Here is a 25171-nt window from a genome sequence, read left to right on the forward strand (position 1 = left end):
CTCTTTTATAAGAAAAACTTCCGTATATCATTCCATGTTACGACTAACATCAGTAACATTAATAAAGCAAAACCAATAAAGTGAACCATTCCTTCTTTTTGACGGTCAATCGGTTTTCCGCGGAGCGCTTCAATTAAGAAGAAGAAAAGGCGTCCCCCGTCTAGTGCAGGAATAGGTAATAAGTTGAACAAACCAAGATTTATACTTAAAACAGCTGTTAAACTAAGAACACGAATAGTACCATACTCTACAACTTGACCTGTTAAATTATAAATCCCCACTGGGCCAGATAAATCATTAATAGAGAAATGTCCTGTAATTAGCTGCATAAGGGAACCAAAAATGAGTTTTGTCCATTTATATGTTTCATCAAATCCTGCTTTAATTGAACCAAATAGAGACTTCTCAACAGGCGATTGCACTCCAATTCTACCAACTGTAACGTCCCCTTCTTTTTCAGCAGCAGGAGTAACTTGTATCGTTACTTTTTGACTATCACGTGTTACATTCATCGTAATTTCTTTTCCAGGATTTTCACGAACGATATTCACTACATCTTTCCAACTATTTGTTGGTTCATTATTAATGGACGTAACGATGTCATCTTCATGTAATCCAGCTTTCTGCGCCACGCTACCAGATACCACTTTTCCAATCATTGGTTTATCTACAGGAATTCCTTGTACAAAACCAATGATAATAAATAAAACGAAAGCAAGAACAAAGTTCATTGCTGGACCAGCAACAATAGCAAGCGCTCGTTGTCCTAACGTTTTTGAGCCAAATTGCCTATTAAACGGCGCAATCTGTGTCTCCTCTCCTGCTGAAACGTAACGAGCTTTCTCGTGAACCCGAAATGTTTGTAAATCTTCTTCATACTCTTCATACCCAGATATGATTAGCTTATGTTCCAAGTCAGCTTGTTCCACTTCAACAACACGAACATTTGGATATTTTTCACGATTATCCAAAACAATTTTCGTAACCTCTTCTTTTTCGTTTAACACAAGTCCAACTTTTGTACCCGGTTTTAGTTCAATTGTTTCTGGATCCTCTCCAGCCATTCGTACATAACCACCAAGTGGAAGTAAACGAACTGTATAAACTGTTTCATTTTTTTCAAACGAGAACAATTTTGGACCAAAACCAATGGCAAATTCACGACACAAAATGCCAGCACGTTTGGCAAAGTACAAATGTCCAAGTTCATGGAAAAACACGAGTGCACCGAAAATTAAAATAAAGGTAATCGCTGTATTCAAGTTCCATAACCACCTTTGCTAAATTTGTTCCATCACAAATCGTCTTGTGGCAGCATCGATTTCCTGAATTTCTTCTAAGCTTGGACGCGCAATGACATTGTGATGGTGCATTGCTTTTTCAATGAGGTCTTCTACTGTTAAGAAACTGATTTTCTTTTGCAGAAAAGCTTCTACAGCGGCTTCATTAGCTGCATTCATCACAGTTGGCATACTTCCTCCCGTTTTCCCAGCTTCATATGCAAATCGAAGGCAACGGAAACGTTCCATATCCATTGTTTGAAAATGTAATGTTCCAATTTCCCATAAATTCAGCTGTTTAGCGTTTGGAAGTGAAAAACGATCAGGGTAAGTAAGTGCATATTGAATTGGAACACGCATATCTGGTGTACCAAGCTGCGCCATTACACTGCGATCTTCAAACTCAACCATTGAGTGAATGATACTTTCTTTATGTAGTACAACATCGATTTGCTCATAAGGGATATTAAAAAGCCAATGCGCTTCGATAACCTCTAGTCCCTTATTCATCATTGTAGCAGAATCAATTGTAATTTTCGAACCCATAGACCAGTTTGGATGACGAAGTGCATCTTCTACTGTCACATGCTGAAGTTCATTCCTCGTTTTATCTCGAAAACTTCCACCTGATGCTGTCAAAATTAATCGAGAAATACGCTTCTCATTTTCTCCGTTTAAGCATTGAAAAATAGCAGAGTGCTCACTATCTACAGGAAGTAAAGGTACGTTATGCTTTTTTGCAGCTTCCATAACTAAATGCCCTGCTGTTACTAATGTTTCTTTATTTGCAATTGCAATCGTTTTTTTCGCCTCAATTGCTCGTAATGTCGGTAGTAATCCGACACTACCAACAACAGCGTTTACAAGTATTTCTGCATCTGGATGAAGTGCAACTTCAAGCAGCCCTTCATCTCCATATACAATTTTCGTATTTCCACAAACTGTTTGTAATCGCCAAGCATCTTCCTTTTGTTGTACAGACACAATCTCAGGAGAAAACTCTTGAATCATTTGCTGAGCAAACTCAATGTTTCTCCCAACAGAAAAAGCAACGAGACGGAATTGGTCTTGGTGCGAGCGCAATACATCTAATGTTTGCGTTCCAATTGATCCACTTGCACCTAATAAACTAATGGTTTTCATTACTCCAACTCCTCGTTCGTTCATTAAATGAAATGTAAGAAATGTAATAACGGTAATACAAATAACCAGCTGTCAGTTCGATCGAGAATACCACCGTGTCCTGGTAAAATTGTACCTGAATCTTTCACACCATAATGACGTTTAAATGCCGATTCTACTAAGTCTCCAATTTGGCCAAATACCGATATTGCAGTTGTAACTGCAATAAGGACACTTATATTTGAATGAACCGGTAAAAATACATTATACACAAGAGCAACAACAATTCCACATAAAATACCGCCGATAGAACCTTCTATCGTTTTATTTGGACTAATTTCTGGCCAAAGTTTGCGTTTCCCGATTGCTTTTCCAATAAAGTAAGCACCAGAATCCGTTGCCCAAATCACAAACAATGCATAAAATACATATTGAATTCCTGCAATACGAGTTTCATTCAAATAAAGGAACCCCATTGCAACATAAGTTGTTGCCATCAATAAAAATGCAGCATTGTCAAAAGTAAATGTATTCTTAGAAAGGACAGTATATGATAAAAGCAATAAGACAATTACAAATGTAATGTCCCCTTTCGTTAAACCAATTGTTTCAAATACGCCCGTTACATTACTTGGAACTAAAATAGTCCACAGCAATAATGCTGCTAAAACTGTTGGCACAGAAATAATCGTTAGCTTATTCATTCGAATTAATTCATATAATCCAACAGAAGCTAATGCATACACTAAAATTGTAAAAGGCACGCCACCGTAAAATACGATGGGAATGAATAGCGCGGCAGCAATCACTCCAGTAATTATTCTCTGTTTCACTACCAAACCCTCTCTTTCTACACGCCTCCAAATCTGCGACCTCTATTTTGGAAGTCAGTAATAGACTGTAATAAATGTTCTTCTGTAAAATCCGGCCAATTTACATCGGTAAACCAAAGTTCTGTATAAGCAATTTGCCATAGCATAAAATTACTAATACGGATTTCACCGCTTGTTCGGATTAGTAAATCAGGATCAGGCAATGTTCTTGTCATTAAATACGAAGAAATAGTATCTTCTGTTATTTCTGCAGAACGAAGTTTTCCTTCTTCACTATCCCTAACCATATTTTGCACAGCAGACACAATTTCATCACGACTTCCATAGTTTAACGCAAAATTTAAGATTAAACCCGTGTTATCTTTCGTATCTTCAATCGCTTTTTCCAGCGCCCTGCGCGTGTGAGTTGGAAGACGATCCTTTTGTCCTATCACACGTACTTGTACATTTTCTTCAATGAGCTCTGGCAAAAATGTACCTAAAAATTCTTCAGGAAGTTTCATTAAATAATCCACTTCTAATTTCGGTCTTTTCCAGTTCTCTGTAGAAAAGGCGTAAAGGGTCAGTACTTTAACACCGAGCTTACTAGCAAATTTCGTAATTTTCTTTACGACTTGCATTCCTTCATGATGACCTGCAATACGAGGCATCGCCCTTCTTTTCGCCCATCTTCCATTACCATCCATAATGATTGCAATATGCGCTGGAATTTCTCCTTTTTTTGCTTCTTCTACGAGATGATCAAACGACGCGATCTTATTGCCTTTAAAAAAAGGAAGTTTTTTAAACATCATTCAAACCCTCCAACGAGCAGACATATGCCTAAAAGTGTAAAAAGACCCCCTTAAGAAGAGGGTCATATTTGCGAAAGCTTCGCGATTACACTTCCATAATTTCTTTTTCTTTGTTTTTTGTAATATCGTCAACTTTTGCGATATATTTATCCGTTTCTTTTTGGATATCTTCTGTGTACCCTCTTAAATCATCTTCTGTAATTTCACCGTTTTTCTCAAGTTTTTTCAACTCATCATTTGCATCACGGCGAACGTTACGAACAGCTACTTTTGCATCTTCAGAATATTTTTTCACAACTTTCACAAGTTCACGACGACGTTCTTCCGTTAATGCAGGGAATGCAATACGAATGACAGAACCATCATTAGAAGGATTTAATCCTAAGTCAGCTTTTAAAATTGCTTTTTCAATATCACCGATAGATGTCTTATCGTATGGCTGAATAACTAGTAAACGTGCTTCTGGCACTGTAATATTTGCTAATTGTACAACAGGTGTTGGTGCACCGTAGTAATCTACTTGTACTTTATCTAATACAGAAGCACTTGCGCGTCCTGCACGAACTGTTGAAAGTTCACGAGAATATGCAGCGGTTGCTTTTTCCATTTTTTCTTTTGTATTGCTTAAAACTTGTTGTCCCATTATTATTTCCCCCTCACAATTGTTCCAATATTTTCGCCCAGAACAGCGCGTTTAATGTTGCCTTCTTCCATAATGGAGAATACAATTAACGGAATATCATTATCCATACATAAAGAAGAAGCTGTAGAATCCATTACACCCAAGCCTTCTTTCAAGACATCTAAATATGTAAGTGATTCGTATTTTGTTGCTGTTTCATCAACAGTTGGATCTGCACTATATACGCCATCTACATTATTTTTCGCCATTAAAATAACATCTGCCTCAATCTCAGCTGCACGTAGTGCTGCTGTTGTATCAGTAGAGAAGTAAGGGTTTCCTGTACCTGCAGCAAAAATAACAACACGTTTTTTCTCTAAATGACGATTTGCTTTACGGCGAATATAAGGTTCCGCCACTTGACGCATTTCAATAGAAGTTTGTACACGTGTTTGAACTCCTAAATTCTCTAAGCTGTCTTGAAGAGCTAAAGAGTTCATTACCGTTGCTAACATTCCCATATAATCAGCCGTTGCACGATCCATTCCCATTTCGCTACCAATCTTACCGCGCCAAATGTTACCACCGCCAACAACAACTGCTACTTCTACGTCTAACTCAGCAATTTCTTTCACTTGCTCAGCAACCGACTTAATAACAGACGGATTAATTCCAAATCCTTTATCTCCAGCTAAAGCTTCCCCGCTCAGCTTTAATACTACACGATTATATTTTGGCTTACTCATAATGAACCTCCATTGCCTACATCTTTATTTTAAAAAAGGGAACACAATGTGTCCCCCAATCTTTATTAGTTGCTGCCTTTTACTTGGTTCATTACTTCTTCAGCAAAGTTGTCTTGACGCTTTTCAATACCTTCACCAACAGCGTAGCGAACGAATCCTTTTAATGTGCCGCCTTTAGACTCAACGAACTGACGAACTTTCATATCAGGATTTTTAACGAATGCTTGGTCAAGTAAGCAAATCTCTTCGAAGAATTTGCCAAGACGACCTTCAACCATTTTCGCAACGATTTTTTCTGGCTTGCCTTCGTTTAAAGCTTGTTGTGTTAATACTTGACGCTCATGCTCAACTTCTTCAGCTGTTACAGCATCGCGGTCGATGTATTTAGGGTTAACTGCTGCAATGTGCATTGCTACATCTTTAGCAGCTGCTTCATCTGCAGAACCTTCAAGAACTGTTAATACACCAATGCGTCCACCCATGTGTAGGTAAGCACCGAATGCATCTGCATCAGTTTTTGATACGATTTCAAAACGACGAAGTGTAAGTTTTTCACCAATTTTAGCGATTGCTTCGTTGATGTGCTCTTCTACTGTTTTGCCGTTTGCAATTGTTTGAGCCATAGCTTCTTCAATGTTAGCAGGTTTGTTAGCTAATAAGTGAGCAGCTAATTCTTTAATTAATGTTTGGAAACCTTCGTTTTTCGCAACGAAATCAGTTTCAGAGTTTAATTCTAAGATTAAACCGTCGTTACCGTTTGTTTCGATGAAAGTTAAACCTTCAGCAGCGATGCGGTCTGCTTTTTTAGCAGCTTTTGCAATACCTTTTTCACGTAAGAAATCAATTGCTTTCTCCATGTCGCCGTTAGTTTCTGTTAAAGCTTTTTTGCAGTCCATCATACCTGCGCCAGTTTTTTCACGAAGTTCTTTTACCATTTGTGCAGTGATTGCCATACTTTTCATCCTCCTAAAATATGTATTTATACCTTTTAAAAAGGTGTTTATACCTTAAAAAAGGTGATAAAAGGCCGAACCCCTTATCACCTTTCCAAATTTGTTACGCAGTAACAGTTTCTTCACCTTGTTTTGCTTCAAGGATCGCGTCTGCCATTTTAGATGTAAGAAGTTTTACAGCACGAATTGCATCATCGTTTGCTGGAATTACGTGATCGATTTCGTCTGGATCACAGTTTGTATCAACGATACCGATGATTGGAATGTTTAATTTGCGTGCTTCAGCAACTGCGATACGCTCTTTACGAGGGTCTACTACGAATAATGCATCTGGAAGACCTTTCATATCTTTAATGCCGCCTAAGAATTTTTCAAGACGCTCTAATTCTTTCTTAAGTTGTACAACTTCTTTCTTAGGAAGTACTTCGAAAGTGCCATCTTCTTGCATTCTTTCGATGTCTTTAAGGCGTTTAATACGCTTTTGAATTGTTTGGAAGTTTGTTAACGTACCACCTAACCAACGTTGGTTAACGAAGTACATACCAGCGCGAGTTGCTTCTTCTTTAATAGCATCTTGTGCTTGTTTTTTTGTACCTACGAATAATACGTTACCGCCGTTAGCAGCGATGTCTCTCATTACGTTGAATGCTTCTTCAACTTTTTTCACAGTTTTTTGTAAGTCGATGATGTAGATACCGTTACGCTCTGTGAAAATGTAACGTTTCATTTTTGGGTTCCAACGACGAGTTTGATGTCCGAAGTGAACACCAGCTTCAAGCAATTGCTTCATAGAAATTACTGACATAATTTAGTTCCTCCTAAATGGTTTTTGATATCCTCCGTTCACTTCATCTTTAAGCGAAACTACAAGCGTAGCACCAACACTTAAATCAATGAACGTGTGTACTTTGTACTGACACCACTGACAACTATATCACAACAAAATATCACAATCAAGTCGAAAATACAGACATTATGAAACTTTCTTTTCAGTTACTTATTTTTACTATCGAATCATATTACAGTATTGCCATTCTCCCTTATTTCTAAGCTATTTTAATGATAAAGCGTCCCCCTCATTAGAAATTTTTTCTGCTGAGAACACTAAAAAAGAGCTCTTCTGCACTATACAGAAGAGCTCTTAGTCTTTTGAAATTAGTTTGTTTTTAATTTCGCAAGTTCATGTAAAAATTTATCATTTAATACTTTAATGTATGTTCCTTTCATACCTAAAGAACGAGATTCGATTACACCAGCACTTTCTAACTTACGAAGTGCGTTTACGATTACAGAACGCGTAATACCTACACGATCAGCAATTTTACTTGCAACAAGTAAGCCTTCTGTTCCATTTAATTCTTCGAAAATATGCTCAATTGCTTCTAATTCACTGTATGATAATGAGCTAATTGCCATTTGTACAACCGCTTTACTACGTGCTTCTTCTTCAATTTCTTCTGCTTTTTCACGTAGAATTTCCATACCTACTACAGTAGAACTATATTCAGCAAGAATTAAATCATCATCTAAAAATTCTTGACCAAGACGCGCTAATACTAATGTACCTAGACGCTCACCACCGCCAACGATTGGTACGATAGTTGTTAAACCTTGACCAAATAACTCTCTGTTTTCTACAGGGAACGCTGTATACTCACTGTTTACTTCTAGGTTTGGAGACGTTTCAGTTACATTGAATAAGTTCTTTGTATACTCTTCTGGGAATTGACGCTCAGCAAGCATTTGTTTCATGCGCTCATTTTCGATTTGTTGGTGAATTGCATATCCTAATAATTTTCCACGACGACTTACAATAAATACGTTCGCTTCAATTACTTCACACATTGTGTCAGCCATTTCTCTAAAGTTTACTGGTTTTCCTGCTGCGCTCTGTAATAACGCATTCAGCTTTCTTGTTTTTGCTAATAATTCCATTTCAAAATTTCCTCCTACATATTATTCACATACTTTTACTCTCTTGGAAACTAGGGCGAGTCACCTGATGATACTATTACAAAATAAACTGGCTCACATCTTTATTTTTAGCAATCGTCGCTAACTTTTCCTCTACATACTGAGGTGTTATCGTTACCTTTTCTAACGTAATTTCAGATGCTTCAAACGATAAATCTTCAAGAAGTTTTTCCATAATGGTATGAAGCCTTCTTGCTCCAATATTATCTGTATCTTGATTGACTTGATAGGCAATCTCGGCAATCTTAAGAATAGCTTCGTCAGAAAATTCAATTTCTATACCTTCCGTTTCCAATAATGCCATATATTGTTTTACTAAAGCATTATCTGGCTCTACAAGGATTTTCACAAAATCATCTGCTGACAATTTCGTTAACTCTACTCGAATCGGGAATCTTCCTTGTAGTTCTGGAATTAAATCTGACGGCTTTGACATATGGAAAGCGCCCGCTGCAATAAATAAAACGTAATCCGTTCTTATCGGTCCATACTTTGTCACAACAGTCGATCCTTCCACAATCGGTAAGATATCCCGTTGCACGCCTTCACGTGATACATCAACGCTATTCGATTGTTTACCAGCAATTTTGTCAATCTCATCAATAAAAATAATTCCAAGCTGTTCAGCACGATAAACAGCCTCTTGTGTAACTTCATCCATATCAATTAAGCGCTGTGCCTCTTCATTTGTCAAGACTTTTCTCGCTTCTTTTACAGAAAGTTTACGTTTCTTCGTTTTTTTCGGCATAAAACTTCCAAGCGCATCTTGAAAATTCATGCCCATTTGTTCCATCCCTGTACCTTGAAGCATATCAAACATAGATGATTGTTGTTCTGTCACTTCGATTGTAATCGCTTCATCTTCTAGTAAACCTGCAGCAAGCTGTTTTTCTACTTCTTTTCGTTTCTGTTCAATTTCCCGCTCATCCTGCTGTTCCGACACTGAAGTTGTATTTTGATTTTGATACCCACCAAATAACATTTCTAACGGATTTTTAAATCCTGATTCTTTTTGTTTATACGGTACTAAATTTTCAACAATTCGCTGATTCGCTTGCTCTTCCGCTTTATCCTTAACATGAACCATTTTCTCTTCTTTCACAATTCGAACAGAAGTTTCCACAAGATCGCGAATCATAGATTCAACATCACGACCAACATAGCCTACTTCTGTAAATTTTGTCGCCTCTACTTTAATAAAAGGAGCACCGACAAGCTTTGCAATTCGTCTCGCCACTTCTGTTTTCCCGACCCCAGTCGGCCCAATCATTAAAATGTTTTTGGGTGCAATTTCATCGCGAAGTTCTTCTGCTAATTTACTGCGGCGATAACGATTTCGGAGCGCTACCGCAACCGCTTTCTTCGCATCTTTTTGACCAATAATATATTGATCTAGCTTCTCTACAATTTGTCGCGGAGTAAAATGTAAATGCATATAAAATGCCTCCCTTACAGTTCTACAATTCTTCCACAATAATATTTTCGTTCGTATATACACAAATATTACTAGCGATTTCTAAACTTGCTTTCGCAATTTCTCTTGCTGTAAAATGAGCACCTGCATGCTGTTTTAAAGCACGCCCTGCTGCAAGTGCATAATGCCCACCAGATCCAATCGCTAAAATGCCATCATCAGGTTCAATCACTTCACCTGTTCCCGAAACAAGTAATAACGTATTTTTATCCATAACGATTAACATTGCCTCTAATTGGCGAAGCATTTTATCTCCCCGCCACTGCTTTGCCATTTCTACAGCAGCTCGCTGCAAATTACCGTTGTATTCTTCAAGCTTCCCTTCGAACATCTCAAAAAGCGTAAAAGCATCTGCGACAGAACCCGCAAAACCAGCTAACACTTTACCGTGAAATAACTTTCGCACTTTACGAGCTGTATGCTTCATAACAACAGCATTTCCAAGCGTAACTTGCCCGTCACCAGCCATTGCACATTCTCCATTATGGTGAATTGCAAATATCGTTGTAGCATGGAAATTTCCCATAGAAAAAAACTCCTTTATTTGTTTTTATAGCTTTTAAAAGCAATTTATGCGCGAGGATGATGCATCATGTAAACAGAACGCAACCTTTCCTTTGAGACATGCGTATAAATTTGTGTTGCCGATAAATTTTCATGCCCTAATAGTTCTTGTACAGTTCGTAAGTCTGCCCCTTCATTTAACATATGAGTCGCAAATGTATGTCTTAACATATGAGGGCTTATATGCATTGTAAGGGAAGTTTTTTTTATTAGTTCATTTAAAATATATCGAACGCCACGATCTGTTAACGGTGTCCCTTTCGCATTTAAAAACACCATTTGGGAGTGTTTCTCCGATTTTTTCTCTAATCGTTTTCTCCCATTTTCTATGTAAGTTAGTAAAGCATCTTGTGCATAACTCCCAAAGGGAACATAGCGCTGTTTCTTCCCTTTCCCCATCACCAAAATCGTCCCAATTGAAAAATCAATATCGGTAAGTTGAAGCTTCACACATTCACTGACACGAATACCCGTCGCATACATGAGCTCCAATAAAGCCTGATCTCGCTGTCCTAACGGCTTATCAGTATCAGAAACTTCAAATAACTGCTCTAATTCTTCAACGTACAAAAACTTTGGGATTGACCACTCTTTTTTAGGGAGTGACGCAAGTGCAAATGGATTATCTTCCCGATATCCTTCACGCATCAAAAAACGGTACAAACTTCGTAAACTCGAGATTTTGCGCGCTACAGATTTCCTTGCTAACTTTTCATTATGCAAAGTTGTTAAATATAAACGAACATCAACATACGTAATATCCGCAAAAGAGGAAATATCTTCTCGCTTCATAAATTGTACAAAATGTTCTAAATCATTCTGATAACTTTCAACTGTATATTTTGAATAATTTCTTTCAATTTGTAAATATCCGACGAATAATTGTAACATTTTATTCACATGTTCATCCATACTCTTCACCTCAATAAAGGCTACTAAATCGTATCACAATTTAGTAGCCTTTGCAAGAAATTTGACTAAATATTTACAAAATTTTGAATTGTTTCTAATGCGCGATTTGCATACGCTTCGTTGCGTTCTTGCTTCTTCTTGATTTTCTTTTCTAGGGGTGCAAACAACCCGAAATTCGCGTTCATCGGTTGGAAGTTTTTCACATTCGTCGTTGTAATGTAATTTGCCATACTCCCCATTGCTGTTACTGGAGGTAAAACAACCGGCTCTTCACCTTTCACAAGGCGAGCTGCATTTATACCTGCCAATAAGCCTGAAGCGGCTGATTCTACATATCCCTCTACTCCAGTCATTTGTCCAGCAAAGAATAAATCATTCCGATTTTTATATTGGTATGTCGGACGAAGTAATTTTGGCGAATTAATAAATGTATTACGATGCATCACACCATAACGTACAATCTCTGCATTTTCTAGTCCAGGAATTAATTGTAACACTTCTTTTTGTGGCCCCCACTTTAAGTGTGTTTGGAAACCAACAATATTGTATAATGTTCCTGCCGCATCATCTTGACGTAATTGAACAACCGCATACGGTGTTTTCCCTGTTTTCGGATCTTCTAATCCAACTGGTTTCATCGGTCCAAATAGTAATGTTTGTCGACCGCGGCTTGCCATTACTTCTACAGGCATACACCCTTCAAAGAAAACTTCCTTCTCGAATTCTTTTAATGGCACTGTTTCCGCAGCAATTAACGCATCATAAAAACGGTTGAATTCTTCTTCTGTCATAGGACAGTTTAAATATGCTGCTTCACCTTTATCATAACGAGATTTTAAATATACTTTCTCCATATCAATGCTTTCTTTTTCCACAATCGGTGCTGCTGCATCATAGAAATAAAAATAATCCTCACCCGTTAGCTCTTTTAGTTGTGCTGATAGCGCTGGTGAAGTAAGCGGTCCTGTTGCAATTACAGTAGGTCCTTCTGGAATTTCTGTAATTTCCTCATTCATTACCGTTACGTTCGGATGATTTTTCACATATTCCGTTACCTTCGCCGCAAATTCATGACGGTCTACAGCTAAAGCACCACCCGCTGGTACAGAACACTCATCTGCTGCACGAATAATAACAGAATCCATACGGCGCATCTCTTCTTTAATTACACCAACCGCATTTGTTAATGTATTTGCACGAAGCGAGTTACTACATACAAGCTCAGCAAATTTATCTGTATGATGAGCTGGTGTTTGTTTTACTGGTCTCATTTCATATAATCTTACTTGAACCCCGCGCTTTGCGATTTGATAAGCTGCTTCGCTTCCTGCAAGACCTGCACCAATTACGTTTACTACTTGTGTTGTCATTTGTCTCACCTTTCTTTTTTCATGTCCCGAAAAAAATGTGAGCTGGTAGGCTCACATTTGTTGTTCTTCTTCATAATCACAAGAAATACACTGTACTTGAACACCTTTTTTCAACTTCTTCTCAACAAGCATCCCTTCACACTTAGGACATTTCCGACCAATCGGCTTATCCCAAGAAACGAAGTCGCACTCTGGATATGTACCGCAGCCGTAAAAAAGACGTTTCTTTTTATTACTTCGTCGTTCAATAATTTGTCCTTCGTTACACTTTGGACATGTAACACCAATTTCTTTAACAATCGGTTTTGTATTTCGGCAATCTGGGAAATTAGAACAAGCCATAAACTTTCCGAATTTACCCATTTTGAAAACCATTGGGTTACCGCACAACTCACAATCTTCTCCAGCAGGCTCATCTTTAATTTCTACTTCGCGCATTTCTTTCTCCGCTTTCTCTAAACGCGGTTCAAACTCTTTGTAGAAATCATCAACAATTTGTACCCAATTTGCATTTCCCTCTTCTACTTCATCAAGATTTTGCTCCATATTAGCTGTAAACTCGATATTAATAATTTCCGGGAAAAACTCTAAAATAAGTTCAATTACAATTTCGCCAAGCTCAGTCGGAATAAATCTCTTATTGTCTAACCCTACATATCCGCGTTTTTGAATCGTTTCTAGCGTCGGTACATATGTAGATGGTCTACCAATTCCAAGTTCCTCTAACGTTTTTACTAAACGTGCCTCTGTATAACGCGGCGGCGGCTGAGTGAAATGTTGTTTCGGTTCGACATCTTTAGAAAAGACCGTTTCTCCTATGTCTAACTTAGGTAACATTCTATCCTTCTCTTCTGCTCCATCATCTTTTGTTTCCACGTATACTTTCATAAATCCCGGGAATTTCACAACAGATCCATTCGCGCGAAATTGAACAGAATTGTTTATCAATGTAGCTGTAACGGTATCCATTATAGCAGATGCCATCTGACTTGCAACAAATCGCTCCCAAATCAGCTTATATAAACGATATTGGTCACGGCTCAAATAGCTTTTTAATTCGTCTGGTTTACGTAAGACAGATGAAGGTCGAATCGCTTCATGTGCATCTTGTGCATTTGCATTTTTCGACTCTTTCTTTTTTTGTGTCCCTATGTAGTCTGCCCCAAACGCTTCTTCAATATAAGAACGTGCTTCTTGTTGCGCTGTTTCTGAAATTCTCGTTGAATCTGTTCTCATATATGTAATTAATCCGACCGTTCCTTGCTTTCCAATATCCATACCTTCATAAAGCTGCTGTGCAAGCATCATCGTTTTCTTTGCTCGCATATTTAATTTTCTCGCAGCTTCTTGTTGCAGAGAAGATGTCGTAAATGGTAATGCAGGATTACGTTTTCGTTCTTTTCTCGTTACACTTTCAACCGAAAATGCATTTTCTTGCATTTTTTCAATGATTTCATTTACTTGTTGTTCATTTGTTAATTCTACTTTTTCCCCATTTATTCCATAGAAGGATGCTTCAAACGTCTCTTTCCCTTTTACAAATTCAGTTTTAATCGTCCAGAATTCTTCTGGTATAAACGCTTGAATTTCTTTTTCGCGATCTATAATTAAGCGTACTGCAACAGACTGCACACGCCCTGCACTTAATCCTTTTTTTACTTTCTTCCATAGTAAAGGACTAATATTATAACCAACAAGTCGGTCAAGCACGCGTCTTGCTTGCTGTGCATCCACTAAATCCATATTAATCGCACGAGGATGTTTAAAGGATTCTTTAATGGCATCTTTTGTAATTTCATTGAATACAACACGGCAATCTGACTCTATATCTACATTCAGCGTATTTGCTAAATGCCAAGCAATCGCTTCTCCCTCACGATCTGGATCGGCTGCGAGATAGACTTTTTTTGCTTTTTTTGCTGCTGTCTTCAAATCTTTTAAAACAGGCCCTTTACCACGAATGGTAATATATTTTGGGGTAAAATTGTTTTTCACTTCTATTCCCATTTGGCTTTTAGGTAAATCGCGAACATGGCCCATAGACGCAATTACTTTGTATTTTTTCCCTAAATATTTTTCAATGGTTTTCGCCTTAGAAGGCGACTCCACGATTACAAGGTAATCTGACATGCTAGTGCCTCCTTAAGAGGTGGATTCAGGTCTTCATCTTTATTCACACAAATGCTCCTTCCTCAAAGCTCTGAAAACTTTTTTGGATGGATTATTGACTAATATTATTGATTTCTCTCGTTTTTGTCAATCAACAATGAATATAACATACAGTGACAATCTACTATTTGTCAATAATTGTTTAATAAAAATATAAAATATACTAGCAATTTGAAAGTTCTTCTATCACATCTTTTGCACATTGAACTAATTTCGCTCCTTGTTGGATGAGCTGATTCGTTCCCACAGCACTCTCAATATAGTTAGGACCTGGTAAGGCAAATACTTCTCTATTTTGTTCTAAAGCAAAGTCCGCTGTAATAAGAGAACCACTCCGAGCATTCGCCTCTACCACGAGAACACCTTGACAAAGTCCACTTATAATACGGTTTCGCCTTGGAAAATACCATTTTTGCGGTGCATAATGCGGGGGATACTCCGTTACAAGTACGATTTGTTCTTTCCATTTTTCATAAAAAGATTGATTCTTTTTTGGATACATATATTGTAAGCCGTGTCCTAATACTGCAATTGTCGCAAAGCGGTGCTCTACTGCAATTTCATGCGCAATTGAATCGATACCACTTGCAAGCCCACTCACAATTAACCATTCATTTTTCATAAGCGGTTGTAAAATAGATTGTATGCTTCCTTTTCCGTATAAAGACGGATTTCTCGTTCCCACAACGGCTAATTTTTTTGTCCATTGTAGCAATTCTTTTCTTCCCTTTCCATATAAAACAAACGGAGGATCAGGAATTTCGCGCAATAAACTCGGATAGTCATCATCCCATATCGTTATATAAAAAATGTGTTCATCTTGTAATTTTTGAATATAGAAAGAAGGAGACGTTTTTTGAAGATACGAAACAAGTGCAGAGGCTTTTTGCATAGGCAGCCCAAGATGTTTTTCAATTTGAGGAGCTTGAAAGGAATAAATATCGGTTAACTGAGGATCGATAGCTAGTAAACGCCGGAGTACTTTCCACTGATCCGCCAAATAGTAATGAAGATGTAACAATCTTTCACGTTTCATATTCATTCTCCTTACCCATAATTAATATTATGTAAACAATCGAAGGTATAAAAGACACCCTCTTTTACAGAAGGTGTCTTTCTAAACTATTAATAATTTTTACAAGTTTCAAATAAACCTTTTTCTTTTAAAACAGAAATTAAAGTTTCACCCATAACAGCTGGTGTTTCAGCAACTTTAATACCGCAAGCTTCCATCGTTTTAATCTTTTCAGCAGCTGTACCTTTACCGCCAGAAATAATCGCACCAGCATGGCCCATGCGTTTTCCTGGAGGTGCTGTTTGACCGCCAATAAAGCCAACAACAGGTTTCGTCATGTTCGCTTTTACCCACTCAGCAGCTTCTTCTTCCGCTGTTCCACCAATTTCACCAATCATAATAACAGCATGTGTCTCTTCATCTTCATTGAATGCTTTTAATGCATCGATGAAGTTTGTACCATTTACAGGGTCACCACCGATACCTACTGCAGTTGACTGGCCGATTCCTTCTTGTGTTAATTGATGTACAGCTTCATATGTTAACGTACCTGAACGAGATACGATACCTACATGACCTTTTTTATGAATGTATCCTGGCATAATACCAATCTTACACTCATCTGGCGTAATAACACCTGGGCAGTTTGGTCCAAGGAGACGTGTTTTCTTACCTTGCATGTATTTCTTAACATTTACCATATCCAATACAGGGATACCTTCTGTGATACATACTACTAAATCAAGCTCTGCATCAACAGCTTCCATAATTGCATCCGCAGCAAAAGCAGGTGGAACGTATACAACAGAAGCGTTTGCACCTGTTGCTTTTACAGCGTCTTCTACTGTATTAAATACTGGTACACCTTCGATTTCAGTACCACCTTTACCAGGCGTTACACCACCGACGATTTTTGTACCATATTCAATCATTTGCTTTGTGTGGAATAAACCTTGAGAACCTGTAATACCTTGTACAATAACTTTTGTATCTTTATTAACTAATACGCTCATTTCTTCTCCCCCGCTTTCTATTAGCCTACTAGTGAAACAATTTTTTGTGCACCGTCTGCCATAGATTCTGCTGCAACAATATTTAAACCAGATTCATTTAAAATTTTCTTTCCTAACTCTACATTAGTACCTTCAAGACGAACAACAAGTGGTAATTCAAGGCCCACTTGTTTTGTTGCCTCGATAACACCTTCCGCAATTACATCACATTTCATAATTCCACCGAAAATGTTAACAAAAATACCTTTTACATTTTTGTCAGAAAGAATAATTTTGAAAGCTTCTGTAACTTTTTCAGCTGTAGCACCGCCACCAACATCTAAGAAGTTAGCTGGATCGCCGCTATAATGTTTAATAATATCCATCGTTGCCATCGCAAGTCCTGCACCATTTACCATACAACCAATATTTCCATCTAATGAAATATAGTTTAAGTCATATTTAGAAGCTTCCACTTCTTTTGGATCTTCCTCATCAAGATCACGAAGTTCTAAAATATCTTTATGACGATATAAAGCATTAGAATCGAAGTTTAATTTTGCATCTAATGCCATAACTTTACCGTCACCTGTTGTAACAAGCGGGTTAATTTCTGCAATAGAGCAATCTTTTTCAATAAACGCACGGTATAAGCCCATCATAAACTTCACAGCTTGTCCAACAAGCTCATTTGGAATATTGATATTAAATGCAATACGACGTGCTTGGAAGCCTTGCAAACCTACCGCAGGATCAATATATTCTTTAAAGATTTTTTCTGGTGTTTTCTCTGCTACTTCTTCAATTTCTGTGCCGCCTTCTTCAGACGCCATTAACACAACTTGAGAAGTTGCACGATCTAATACAAGACCAACATAATATTCTTTTTTAATGTCGCATCCTTCTTCGATAAGTAAGCGCTTTACTTCTTTACCTTCAGGACCTGTTTGATGAGTTACAAGCGTTTTCCCTAGAATTTCCTCTGCATATGTACGAACTTCATCTAAGTTCTTTGCTACTTTTACACCGCCGGCTTTGCCGCGTCCGCCAGCATGAATTTGTGCTTTTACTACACATACACTCGTTCCTAATTCTTTCGCTGCTTCTACAGCTTCTTCTACTGTAAAGGCAACCTTCCCGTTCGGAACGCTTACCCCATAGTTTCTAAGGACTTCTTTCCCCTGATACTCGTGGATATTCATGGTCCCATCCTCCCCTATCTTCCTGTTTTACTCGAAAAGTTTTTTAATGTTTTTAAACACTACATTGCCATTGTATAAAATGATTGCCACGCTGTCTACAATAAAGTGTCAGAAAACTGAAATCGCTTTATTCTTTTTTTGAAAATAGTAATGTTAATATACAAAAATAAAAAATAAGCTGTAGATTACAGCTTATTTTTTATTCATATCTTTAATTGGAGCAAACGTTTTCCGATGCTCATCTAACACACCATAAGTTTCAATCGCTTGTAAATGCTGTTTCGTTCCATAACCCATATGTTGCTCGAATCCATACTGCGGATATCGTTTTCCAAGCTCCTTCATCATACGATCACGCGTTACTTTCGCAATTACAGATGCAGCCGAAATAGAAATGCTTTTCGCATCTCCTTTAATAATAGACGTTTGAAGGATTGAAGTCGGAAGTTCCATCGCATCAATTAACAAATGCTCTGGTGTACAAGATAAATTTGCAACAGCATCCAGCATCGCTTGTTTCGTCGCTTGGTAAATATTTATTTCATCGATTACATTAGGTGGTATAATCCCAATCCCGATTGCTAATGCCTTCTCTTGAATTTCACCATAAAACCGCTCACGCTTCGCCTCACTCAGCTTTTTCGAATCATTTAAACCTGGTATATAGAAATCTTCTGGAAGCACAACAGCAGCAGCAACAACAGGCCCCGCTAACGGTCCTCTTCCTACTTCATCAATACCAGCAATAGATACTATCCCTCTTTGCCGGAGCGCACCTTCATAAATTGACATCTCAATAAATTTTTGTTTTTCTTTTTCTTTATCCCCTTGTTGTTTTTTCCATTTTGTAATGAGTCTTTGCACACCTTTTCGTTCATCTGCTAATAACATAGCAAAACGTTCGTCGTCTTCTTGTACAATTTCTTGCAATAGCTCTTCTATTTCTTGAATTGTTTGTTTTTTAGACATACACAGTTCCTCCTCCAAATAAGAAAAGGCGTGCAAAAGCGCGCCTTTTCTTTCCCGTTTAATATTATCTCTGTATTCAGAAGAACGAAAGACACCGGGTTTAAAATAACTACCAGTAAAAATTAAATGAATGAAACGAACAAACTAGAAATCTAGCTTTATCCCGCACTAACGGGCAGTAATATCCCCCGCAAAATTCAGAGAGTAGCGAAGAAGATAAGCGGGGGATATAAGCCCAATTGGTGAGAGCTTTTCATCAGGGGGAGATAAAGAAAATCCCCCCTGATGAAAATTTCACTTTATGCTTCTTCAATTATTTCTTCTGGTGTTTCAAATGTCATTTTTCCAAGTTTACCACCACGAAGCTCACGAAGAACAAGTTCTGATGTCTTGTCATAATCAACAAGTCCTCCACCCATTAAACAGCCTCTATTCTTTCCAATTGCATCAAATAGTTCCACAATATCTTCTGGGATGTCATTTAACTTATAACGCTCTTTCAAACGTTCTGGATACTGTTTCTCCATAAACCGAAGTGCATATACAGCCACATCTTGTAAATTTAAAATAGAATCTTTAATCGCACCAGTCGTCGCAAGACGAAGCCCAACCATTTCATCTTCAAATTTCGGCCACAAAATACCCGGCGTATCTAGTAATTCCATTTCTTTTCCTACTTTAATCCACTGCTGGGCCGTTGTTACACCTGGACGATCGCCTGTTTTCGCGATATTTTTCTTTGCTAATTTATTAATTAATGTTGATTTTCCAACGTTCGGAATACCCACAATTAAAGCGCGAATTGCTCGCGGTTTAATACCTTTAGCAATCATCTTATCAAACTTTTCTTTCACCAGTTCCTTACATGCTGCTGTAATTTCTTTCATACCTTGTCCAGCTTGCGCGTTAATAGAAATTGCTTTATGACCTTTTCCCTCAAAATACGCAATCCATTCCTTTGTTACACGATCATCTGCCATATCCGCTTTATTTAAAACGACAAGCCTTGGCTTATGCGTAATAATTTCATCAATCATCGGATTTCGTGATGATAATGGCAATCTTGCATCAACAAGTTCAATTACAACATCGATTAATTTTAACTTTTCTGTTACCTGCCGCCTTGCTTTGGCCATATGACCTGGAAACCATTGAATTACCATATTTCCACCTTCTTTTCTACGTTCATTTTACAATACGAGCATCTTTTAATGGCCAATATAACATATTAGCTTTCCCAATCACTTGGTCTATTGAAATTGTTCCAATTGTACGACTATCTTTACTAAAACGGCGATTGTCTCCTAATACAAATAATTCTCCTTCAGGAACCGTTGTCTTCCCTGTAATTTCTTCAAGCTTAAAATCATATGTTAGCGGGCCTTCAGAAAGCTGCTTTTTTTCCTCATCTAAATACGGCTCTTCATACGGCTTTCCGTTAATATAGAGTGTGTCGTTTCGATATTCTACCTGATCACCCGGCAAACCAATGACACGTTTAATGTAATCTTTATCTTCCGTTGCTTGAAACACAATAATATCAAAGCGTTTTGGTTCGCTAATGTGGTATCCAATTTTGTTGACAATCATTCGATCACGATCATGAAGAGTTGGTGACATAGATACACCATCTACAAGAATCGGAGCAAAGAAAAACTGTCTAATAATCCAAGCTAAGACAACAGCGATTAAAATGGCTTTTATCCATTCCCAAAGCGTACTTTTTTGTTTCGTCATGCGGTTCCCCTCCACAATTATGTAAGCTGTTTGTATACGAGCGAAAATAAAGCTAGATTGGAAAAAGGGAGCTTGCAAATACAAGCTCCCATACATGTCTTATCGAATTTCTTTAATACGTGCTTTTTTACCGCGAAGGTTGCGTAAGTAGTATAACTTAGCACGACGTACTTTACCACGGCGAAGTACTTCGATTTTCGCGATTCTTGGCGTGTGAACTGGGAATGTACGTTCAACACCTACACCGTAAGAAATCTTACGAACTGTGAATGTTTCGCTAATTCCGCCACCACGACGTTTAATTACAACACCTTCAAAAATCTGAATTCTCTCACGAGTACCCTCTACAACTTTTACGTGTACGCGTAAAGTGTCACCAGGACGGAATGAAGGTAAATCAGTTTTTAATTGATTTTTTGTAATTTCTGCGATTAATTGTTGCATATTCAATTCTCTCCTTCCAAACAGATGCTCTTGCAAAGTCATTTCATAAATTACAGCGGAACACCGTTGTTAACGGCTACTCTCTATAAGTAGCACAAGTGTTATAATAGCATATTGCTCGTTCTGTTGCAATAGCATTTTTTTACTTCTCTTCTTTAAATTCCGCCAACCATTTTTCTTCTTGTTTTGATAAACTACGTTCCTCTAATAAATCAGGGCGGCGCATATACGTACGACGAAGTGATTCTTTATGACGCCACTCTTCAATATTTTTATGATTACCAGACATAAGTACATCTGGTACTTTCATTCCACGAAAATCCATTGGTCTTGTATAATGCGGGTGTTCGAGTAAACCTGTACTAAATGAATCTTCTATTTGTGATTGTTGATTTCCTAGGACATCAGGCAATAGACGTACAACACTGTCTGTAATAACCATAGATGCCAACTCTCCGCCTGTTAATACATAATCTCCTATTGAAATTTCATCTGTTACAAGGTGCTCACGAACACGCTCATCATACCCTTCATAATGACCACACACAAAAATTATATGTTCTTCTTGCGCTAACTCTTCAGCTTTCTTTTGCGTAAAACGCTCTCCTTGCGGACACATTAACACAATACGTGGTTTACGCTCTGTTTCCTTCGTTAACTGTTCTACCGCATCAAAAATCGGCTGTGGTGTTAACACCATCCCCGCTCCCCCGCCATACGGGTAGTCATCGACACTATTATGTTTATTGGTTGAATAATCACGGAAGTTCACAACTCTTAGTTGCACAGCTTCTTTTTCTTGTGCTTTTTTTAATATAGAAGAACCAAAAACACCTGTGAACATTTCTGGAAACAAGGTTAAAATATCGATTTTCATTACAGTAATCCTTCCATTACTTGAATTGTTACAAGCTTTTCATCAATGTTTACTTGTAAGACAACTTCCTCGATATATGGGATTAAAACATCTTGGCCTTTTGGTTGTTTGATAACCCAAACATCGTTTGCGCCAGGAGAAAGAATTTCTTTAATCGTACCAATTGTTTCTCCGTCTTCTGTTACAACGGTACAACCAATAATTTCGTGATAATAATACTCTCCTTCAGCCAAGTCTCCAAGCTGCTCCTCTGGAACTTTTAATAAAGAGCCTTTCAATTGCTCTACTTCATTTACATTGTTATAACCTTCAAAAGTCAGTAAATCAAAAGATTTATGCTGACGATGAGAAGTTACCTTTACAACCAGTGGCTCAGTCCCTTTCTCTTGCCATATGTATAATGTGTTTCCTACTTTATAACGCTCTTCCGGAAAATCTGTACGTGAAATTACACGCAATTCTCCTCTAACACCGTGAGTATTTACAATTTTCCCTACATTAAACCATTTTGTCATAAACAGCACGTCACCCCTGTTTGTTATATGTCGTTAGCATCTCCATTCTCTATGCTGAAGATGCGATTTATCTTAAAATGTTAAAAAAGGGTGAGGAACAGATCCTCGCCCTTTTTATGCTTATTGAATTTCCAGCGTTACTTTCTCATTTTGATGATGTCCCGCTGCATATAAGATCGTTCGAATTGCTTTTGCAACTCGCCCTTGTTTCCCAATGACTTTACCCACATCCTCAGGATGTACGGTTAATCGATACTTCATCTCTCCGTTGTACAGTTCCTGTGTAACCTTTACATCTTCAGGATGATCCACAAGGGGTTTAACAATTGTTTCGATTAACCCTACCATAGCCATTGTTCGAATTACTTACCTTGTTTAGATAAATGGAATTTCTCCATGATACCTTGTTTAGAGAACAGGTTACGAACTGTATCAGATGGTTTCGCACCGTTTCCTAACCATTTTAATGCTGCTTCTTCGTTGATTTTAACTTCAGCTGGTTGAGCAACTGGATTGTAAGTTCCGATTTCCTCGATGAAACGTCCGTCACGAGGAGAACGAGAATCTGCAACAACTACACGATAGAAAGGAGATTTTTTAGCTCCCATACGTTTTAAACGAATTTTAACTGCCATTTATAAAGCACCTCCGAATATATTTCACACAGATAATAATATTAGCAAAAAGAGTGACCCTTTGTAAAGTAAAATTTCTTAACAGAGCCATCTTTTTTTCCTTACATAAATGGAAACTTCATGCCACCTAGTCCTTTTTTCTTACCTTTTTGCATACCAGACATCGTTTTCATCATCTTTTTCATATCTTCAAATTGTTTCAAAAGACGATTGATCTCTTGTACAGTTGTACCGCTACCTTTAGCGATACGTTTCTTACGACTGGCGTTAATCATTTCCGGTTGTTCACGCTCTAATTTCGTCATTGAGCGAATAATCGCTTCAATGTGCCCAATTTGCTTTTCATCAACTTGAACATTTTTTAATCCTTTAATTTTCCCGGCACCAGGAAGCATATTAAGAAGTTCATCAAGCGGTCCCAATTGACGCACTTGTCCTAATTGCTCTAGAAAATCATCCAACGTAAAGGAAAGTGTACGCATTTTTTGCTCAAGTTCTCTTGCTTTTTCTTCATCAACTGTCGCCTGCGCCTTTTCAATTAACGTCAGAACATCACCCATACCTAAAATACGCGATGCCATACGTTCTGGATGAAATACCTCTAATGCATCTAATTTCTCACCCATACCAGCAAATTTAATTGGTGTGTTTGTAACAGCTTTAATAGATAGTGCTGCACCTCCGCGCGTATCACCATCTAATTTTGTTAATACGACACCCGTTAAACCAAGCTGTTCATGGAAACTTTGAGCCACATTAACCGCATCTTGTCCTGTCATTGCATCAACAACAAGGAAAATTTCATCCGGATTGGCTACTTCTTTAACTTGTGCTAATTCATCCATGAGCTCCTCATCAATATGCAGACGGCCTGCTGTATCAATAAGAACATAATCATGGTGATCTTCTTTAGCTTTCGCAATCGCTTGCTTGGCAATTTCAACAGGACTTACCTTGTCGCCTAAAGAGAAAACCGGCATATCCAATTGCTTACCGAGTGTTTCAAGCTGTTTAATTGCTGCTGGGCGATAAATATCAGCCGCGACCAACATCGGTTTACGATTATGCTTTTTACGAAGCAAATTCGCAAGCTTACCTGTTGTCGTCGTTTTACCTGCACCTTGCAAACCAACCATCATAATAACAGTTGGCGGACGGTTAGAGACAGCAATTTTACTCTGCTCTCCACCCATTAATTCTGTAAGTTCTTCCTGTACTACTTTAATAACTTGCTGTCCAGGTGTTAAACTTTTCATTACATCTTGTCCGACAGAACGTTCAGACACACGCTTAACAAAATCTTTTACTACTTTAAAGTTAACGTCTGCCTCTAAAAGAGCAAGACGAACTTCTCTCATCATTTCTTTTACGTCGGCTTCAGTTACTTTCCCTTTGCCGCGAATTTTTTGCATTGTCTGTTGAAGTCGGTCGGCTAATCCTTCAAATGCCATATTGCCGCCCTCCTAATCTAAATTTTCGATAGCTTCAACAACTTGTTTCACTTGTTCATCTACATGCTCTTCTTCGCTGATTAGCTGCTTTAACTTTGCAACAAGTTGCTGCCTTTCTTGAAACTTTTGAAGTAACAATAACTTTTCTTCATATTCTTCAAGCATCGCTTCTGTCCGTTTAATGTTATCATACACTGCTTGGCGGCTCACTTCAAATTCTTCTGCAATTTCACCAAGCGATAGATCATCAAGATAGTAAAGTGACATATAACTTCTTTGTTTTGGCGTTAACAACGAATGATAAAAATCAAATAAATAATTCATTCTCGTTGTTTTTTCGAGCATGTTGAATCACCCTTTGTTAAGTGAATTACCTTTACATGAATTAGTTTACATGGAGAGCAAAAGTGTGTCAAGTTTTTTTCTTAACATCTTATTTAAATTCAAAAATAAGAAGCGGCAAGCACCGCCTCTTATTTTTTACCAAAAACATTTTCTACTTAGATATACGTAAATTCAGC

At 37.8% G+C, this 25171-nt stretch carries 27 protein-coding genes; all 27 read right to left on the minus strand.

Annotated elements, in window-relative coordinates; genetic code table 11:
• Window positions 1-5: 5 nt before the first annotated feature.
• The 27 genes from rseP to NKR74_RS15850 all read right to left on the minus strand — a co-directional run bounded on the left by rseP (window position 6) and on the right by NKR74_RS15850 (window position 24995).
• Window positions 6-1262 carry an RIP metalloprotease RseP gene (gene rseP, locus NKR74_RS15720; protein WP_098309694.1) on the minus strand — a complete coding sequence of 419 codons (1257 nt, stop codon included), beginning with the start codon at window positions 1260-1262 and terminating at the stop codon, window positions 6-8.
• Window positions 1263-1280: 18 nt separating this feature from the next.
• Window positions 1281-2423 (minus strand): 1-deoxy-D-xylulose-5-phosphate reductoisomerase, encoded by a 1143-nt coding sequence (gene dxr / locus NKR74_RS15725; protein WP_230573489.1) that lies wholly within the window; start codon window positions 2421-2423, stop codon window positions 1281-1283.
• A gap of 23 nt (window positions 2424-2446) precedes the next feature.
• On the minus strand, window positions 2447-3235 hold the full coding sequence (locus NKR74_RS15730) for a phosphatidate cytidylyltransferase (protein WP_098309692.1): 789 nt from the start codon (window positions 3233-3235) through the stop codon (window positions 2447-2449).
• Window positions 3236-3252: 17 nt separating this feature from the next.
• A complete protein-coding gene (locus NKR74_RS15735; protein ID WP_253630202.1) occupies window positions 3253-4029 on the minus strand; it encodes an undecaprenyl pyrophosphate synthase in 777 nt (258 codons plus the stop codon).
• 85 nt (window positions 4030-4114) lie between these two features.
• Window positions 4115-4672: a ribosome recycling factor gene (gene frr / locus NKR74_RS15740; RefSeq protein ID WP_098309690.1), complete on the minus strand. Its 558-nt coding sequence runs from the start codon at window positions 4670-4672 to the stop codon at window positions 4115-4117.
• Between the two features lie 2 nt (window positions 4673-4674).
• Window positions 4675-5397: a UMP kinase gene (gene pyrH / locus NKR74_RS15745; RefSeq protein ID WP_098309689.1), complete on the minus strand. Its 723-nt coding sequence runs from the start codon at window positions 5395-5397 to the stop codon at window positions 4675-4677.
• A 65-nt stretch (window positions 5398-5462) separates the two neighbouring features.
• Window positions 5463-6350, minus strand: coding sequence for a translation elongation factor Ts (tsf, locus tag NKR74_RS15750; RefSeq protein ID WP_098309688.1), 888 nt, complete (start codon window positions 6348-6350; stop codon window positions 5463-5465).
• A gap of 103 nt (window positions 6351-6453) precedes the next feature.
• Window positions 6454-7155, minus strand: coding sequence for a 30S ribosomal protein S2 (gene rpsB / locus NKR74_RS15755; protein WP_090912758.1), 702 nt, complete (start codon window positions 7153-7155; stop codon window positions 6454-6456).
• A gap of 350 nt (window positions 7156-7505) precedes the next feature.
• The gene (codY, locus tag NKR74_RS15760; protein ID WP_020059163.1) at window positions 7506-8285 is read right to left on the minus strand and encodes a GTP-sensing pleiotropic transcriptional regulator CodY; all 780 of its coding nucleotides are present in this window, start codon (window positions 8283-8285) and stop codon (window positions 7506-7508) included.
• 76 nt (window positions 8286-8361) lie between these two features.
• Window positions 8362-9759, minus strand: coding sequence for an ATP-dependent protease ATPase subunit HslU (gene hslU / locus NKR74_RS15765; protein WP_253630203.1), 1398 nt, complete (start codon window positions 9757-9759; stop codon window positions 8362-8364).
• 22 nt (window positions 9760-9781) lie between these two features.
• A complete protein-coding gene (hslV, locus tag NKR74_RS15770; protein ID WP_253630204.1) occupies window positions 9782-10324 on the minus strand; it encodes an ATP-dependent protease subunit HslV in 543 nt (180 codons plus the stop codon).
• A 44-nt stretch (window positions 10325-10368) separates the two neighbouring features.
• Window positions 10369-11274, minus strand: coding sequence for a tyrosine recombinase XerC (xerC, locus tag NKR74_RS15775; protein WP_253630205.1), 906 nt, complete (start codon window positions 11272-11274; stop codon window positions 10369-10371).
• A 65-nt stretch (window positions 11275-11339) separates the two neighbouring features.
• Entirely contained in the window at window positions 11340-12644 is a 1305-nt protein-coding gene (trmFO, locus tag NKR74_RS15780) for an FADH(2)-oxidizing methylenetetrahydrofolate--tRNA-(uracil(54)-C(5))-methyltransferase TrmFO (RefSeq protein WP_253630206.1), read from the minus strand.
• A 51-nt stretch (window positions 12645-12695) separates the two neighbouring features.
• Window positions 12696-14774, minus strand: coding sequence for a type I DNA topoisomerase (topA, locus tag NKR74_RS15785; protein ID WP_253630207.1), 2079 nt, complete (start codon window positions 14772-14774; stop codon window positions 12696-12698).
• A 202-nt stretch (window positions 14775-14976) separates the two neighbouring features.
• Complete coding sequence (gene dprA, locus NKR74_RS15790) at window positions 14977-15849, minus strand: DNA-processing protein DprA (RefSeq protein ID WP_253630208.1); 873 nt, start codon at window positions 15847-15849, stop codon at window positions 14977-14979.
• Between the two features lie 89 nt (window positions 15850-15938).
• Complete coding sequence (gene sucD / locus NKR74_RS15795) at window positions 15939-16841, minus strand: succinate--CoA ligase subunit alpha (RefSeq protein WP_098309681.1); 903 nt, start codon at window positions 16839-16841, stop codon at window positions 15939-15941.
• 20 nt (window positions 16842-16861) lie between these two features.
• Window positions 16862-18022, minus strand: a complete 1161-nt coding sequence (sucC, locus tag NKR74_RS15800; protein ID WP_253630209.1) for an ADP-forming succinate--CoA ligase subunit beta — start codon at window positions 18020-18022, stop codon at window positions 16862-16864.
• Between the two features lie 192 nt (window positions 18023-18214).
• On the minus strand, window positions 18215-18991 hold the full coding sequence (locus tag NKR74_RS15805) for a ribonuclease HII (protein WP_253630210.1): 777 nt from the start codon (window positions 18989-18991) through the stop codon (window positions 18215-18217).
• Window positions 18992-19290: 299 nt separating this feature from the next.
• A complete protein-coding gene (gene ylqF / locus NKR74_RS15810) occupies window positions 19291-20154 on the minus strand; it encodes a ribosome biogenesis GTPase YlqF (protein WP_154711794.1) in 864 nt (287 codons plus the stop codon).
• 22 nt (window positions 20155-20176) lie between these two features.
• Window positions 20177-20728, minus strand: a complete 552-nt coding sequence (gene lepB, locus NKR74_RS15815; RefSeq protein ID WP_230573476.1) for a signal peptidase I — start codon at window positions 20726-20728, stop codon at window positions 20177-20179.
• Window positions 20729-20827: 99 nt separating this feature from the next.
• Entirely contained in the window at window positions 20828-21172 is a 345-nt protein-coding gene (gene rplS / locus NKR74_RS15820; RefSeq protein WP_035428999.1) for a 50S ribosomal protein L19, read from the minus strand.
• Window positions 21173-21314: 142 nt separating this feature from the next.
• The gene (gene trmD, locus NKR74_RS15825; RefSeq protein WP_253630211.1) at window positions 21315-22049 is read right to left on the minus strand and encodes a tRNA (guanosine(37)-N1)-methyltransferase TrmD; all 735 of its coding nucleotides are present in this window, start codon (window positions 22047-22049) and stop codon (window positions 21315-21317) included.
• Window positions 22049-22564 (minus strand): ribosome maturation factor RimM, encoded by a 516-nt coding sequence (rimM, locus tag NKR74_RS15830; RefSeq protein WP_253630212.1) that lies wholly within the window; start codon window positions 22562-22564, stop codon window positions 22049-22051. Before rimM ends, trmD begins: the two co-directional genes overlap by 1 nt.
• Window positions 22565-22684: 120 nt before the next feature.
• The gene (locus NKR74_RS15835) at window positions 22685-22912 is read right to left on the minus strand and encodes a KH domain-containing protein (protein WP_253631169.1); all 228 of its coding nucleotides are present in this window, start codon (window positions 22910-22912) and stop codon (window positions 22685-22687) included.
• 14 nt (window positions 22913-22926) lie between these two features.
• Window positions 22927-23199 carry a 30S ribosomal protein S16 gene (rpsP, locus tag NKR74_RS15840; protein ID WP_090912726.1) on the minus strand — a complete coding sequence of 91 codons (273 nt, stop codon included), beginning with the start codon at window positions 23197-23199 and terminating at the stop codon, window positions 22927-22929.
• A 101-nt stretch (window positions 23200-23300) separates the two neighbouring features.
• Window positions 23301-24650 (minus strand): signal recognition particle protein, encoded by a 1350-nt coding sequence (gene ffh / locus NKR74_RS15845; RefSeq protein WP_098309673.1) that lies wholly within the window; start codon window positions 24648-24650, stop codon window positions 23301-23303.
• A 12-nt stretch (window positions 24651-24662) separates the two neighbouring features.
• Window positions 24663-24995, minus strand: coding sequence for a putative DNA-binding protein (locus NKR74_RS15850; RefSeq protein ID WP_098309672.1), 333 nt, complete (start codon window positions 24993-24995; stop codon window positions 24663-24665).
• Between the last annotated feature and the right edge of the window lie 176 nt (window positions 24996-25171).

It is taken from the genome of Bacillus sp. 3103sda1 (assembly GCF_024159135.1).
GTDB lineage: Bacteria > Bacillota > Bacilli > Bacillales > Bacillaceae_G > Bacillus_A > Bacillus_A rhizoplanae.

Coding starts and splice junctions, on each gene's coding strand:
- dxr (WP_230573489.1), bottom strand. CDS start 2,423: ATGAAAACCATTAGTTTATTAGGTGCAAGTGGATCAATTGGAACGCAA.
- rplS (WP_035428999.1), bottom strand. CDS start 21,172: ATGCAACAATTAATCGCAGAAATTACAAAAAATCAATTAAAAACTGAT.
- codY (WP_020059163.1), bottom strand. CDS start 8,285: ATGGAATTATTAGCAAAAACAAGAAAGCTGAATGCGTTATTACAGAGC.
- rimM (WP_253630212.1), bottom strand. CDS start 22,564: ATGACAAAATGGTTTAATGTAGGGAAAATTGTAAATACTCACGGTGTT.
- sucC (WP_253630209.1), bottom strand. CDS start 18,022: ATGAATATCCACGAGTATCAGGGGAAAGAAGTCCTTAGAAACTATGGG.
- tsf (WP_098309688.1), bottom strand. CDS start 6,350: ATGGCAATCACTGCACAAATGGTAAAAGAACTTCGTGAAAAAACTGGC.
- NKR74_RS15850 (WP_098309672.1), bottom strand. CDS start 24,995: ATGCTCGAAAAAACAACGAGAATGAATTATTTATTTGATTTTTATCAT.
- NKR74_RS15835 (WP_253631169.1), bottom strand. CDS start 22,912: ATGGTAGGGTTAATCGAAACAATTGTTAAACCCCTTGTGGATCATCCT.
- hslU (WP_253630203.1), bottom strand. CDS start 9,759: ATGCATTTACATTTTACTCCGCGACAAATTGTAGAGAAGCTAGATCAA.
- sucD (WP_098309681.1), bottom strand. CDS start 16,841: ATGAGCGTATTAGTTAATAAAGATACAAAAGTTATTGTACAAGGTATT.
- NKR74_RS15735 (WP_253630202.1), bottom strand. CDS start 4,029: ATGATGTTTAAAAAACTTCCTTTTTTTAAAGGCAATAAGATCGCGTCG.
- NKR74_RS15805 (WP_253630210.1), bottom strand. CDS start 18,991: ATGTCTAAAAAACAAACAATTCAAGAAATAGAAGAGCTATTGCAAGAA.
- rpsP (WP_090912726.1), bottom strand. CDS start 23,199: ATGGCAGTTAAAATTCGTTTAAAACGTATGGGAGCTAAAAAATCTCCT.
- topA (WP_253630207.1), bottom strand. CDS start 14,774: ATGTCAGATTACCTTGTAATCGTGGAGTCGCCTTCTAAGGCGAAAACC.
- trmD (WP_253630211.1), bottom strand. CDS start 22,049: ATGAAAATCGATATTTTAACCTTGTTTCCAGAAATGTTCACAGGTGTT.
- pyrH (WP_098309689.1), bottom strand. CDS start 5,397: ATGAGTAAGCCAAAATATAATCGTGTAGTATTAAAGCTGAGCGGGGAA.
- ylqF (WP_154711794.1), bottom strand. CDS start 20,154: ATGGTAATTCAATGGTTTCCAGGTCATATGGCCAAAGCAAGGCGGCAG.
- ffh (WP_098309673.1), bottom strand. CDS start 24,650: ATGGCATTTGAAGGATTAGCCGACCGACTTCAACAGACAATGCAAAAA.
- xerC (WP_253630205.1), bottom strand. CDS start 11,274: ATGGATGAACATGTGAATAAAATGTTACAATTATTCGTCGGATATTTA.
- dprA (WP_253630208.1), bottom strand. CDS start 15,849: ATGAAACGTGAAAGATTGTTACATCTTCATTACTATTTGGCGGATCAG.
- lepB (WP_230573476.1), bottom strand. CDS start 20,728: ATGACGAAACAAAAAAGTACGCTTTGGGAATGGATAAAAGCCATTTTA.
- rpsB (WP_090912758.1), bottom strand. CDS start 7,155: ATGTCAGTAATTTCTATGAAGCAATTGCTTGAAGCTGGTGTTCACTTC.
- frr (WP_098309690.1), bottom strand. CDS start 4,672: ATGGGACAACAAGTTTTAAGCAATACAAAAGAAAAAATGGAAAAAGCA.
- hslV (WP_253630204.1), bottom strand. CDS start 10,324: ATGGGAAATTTCCATGCTACAACGATATTTGCAATTCACCATAATGGA.
- trmFO (WP_253630206.1), bottom strand. CDS start 12,644: ATGACAACACAAGTAGTAAACGTAATTGGTGCAGGTCTTGCAGGAAGC.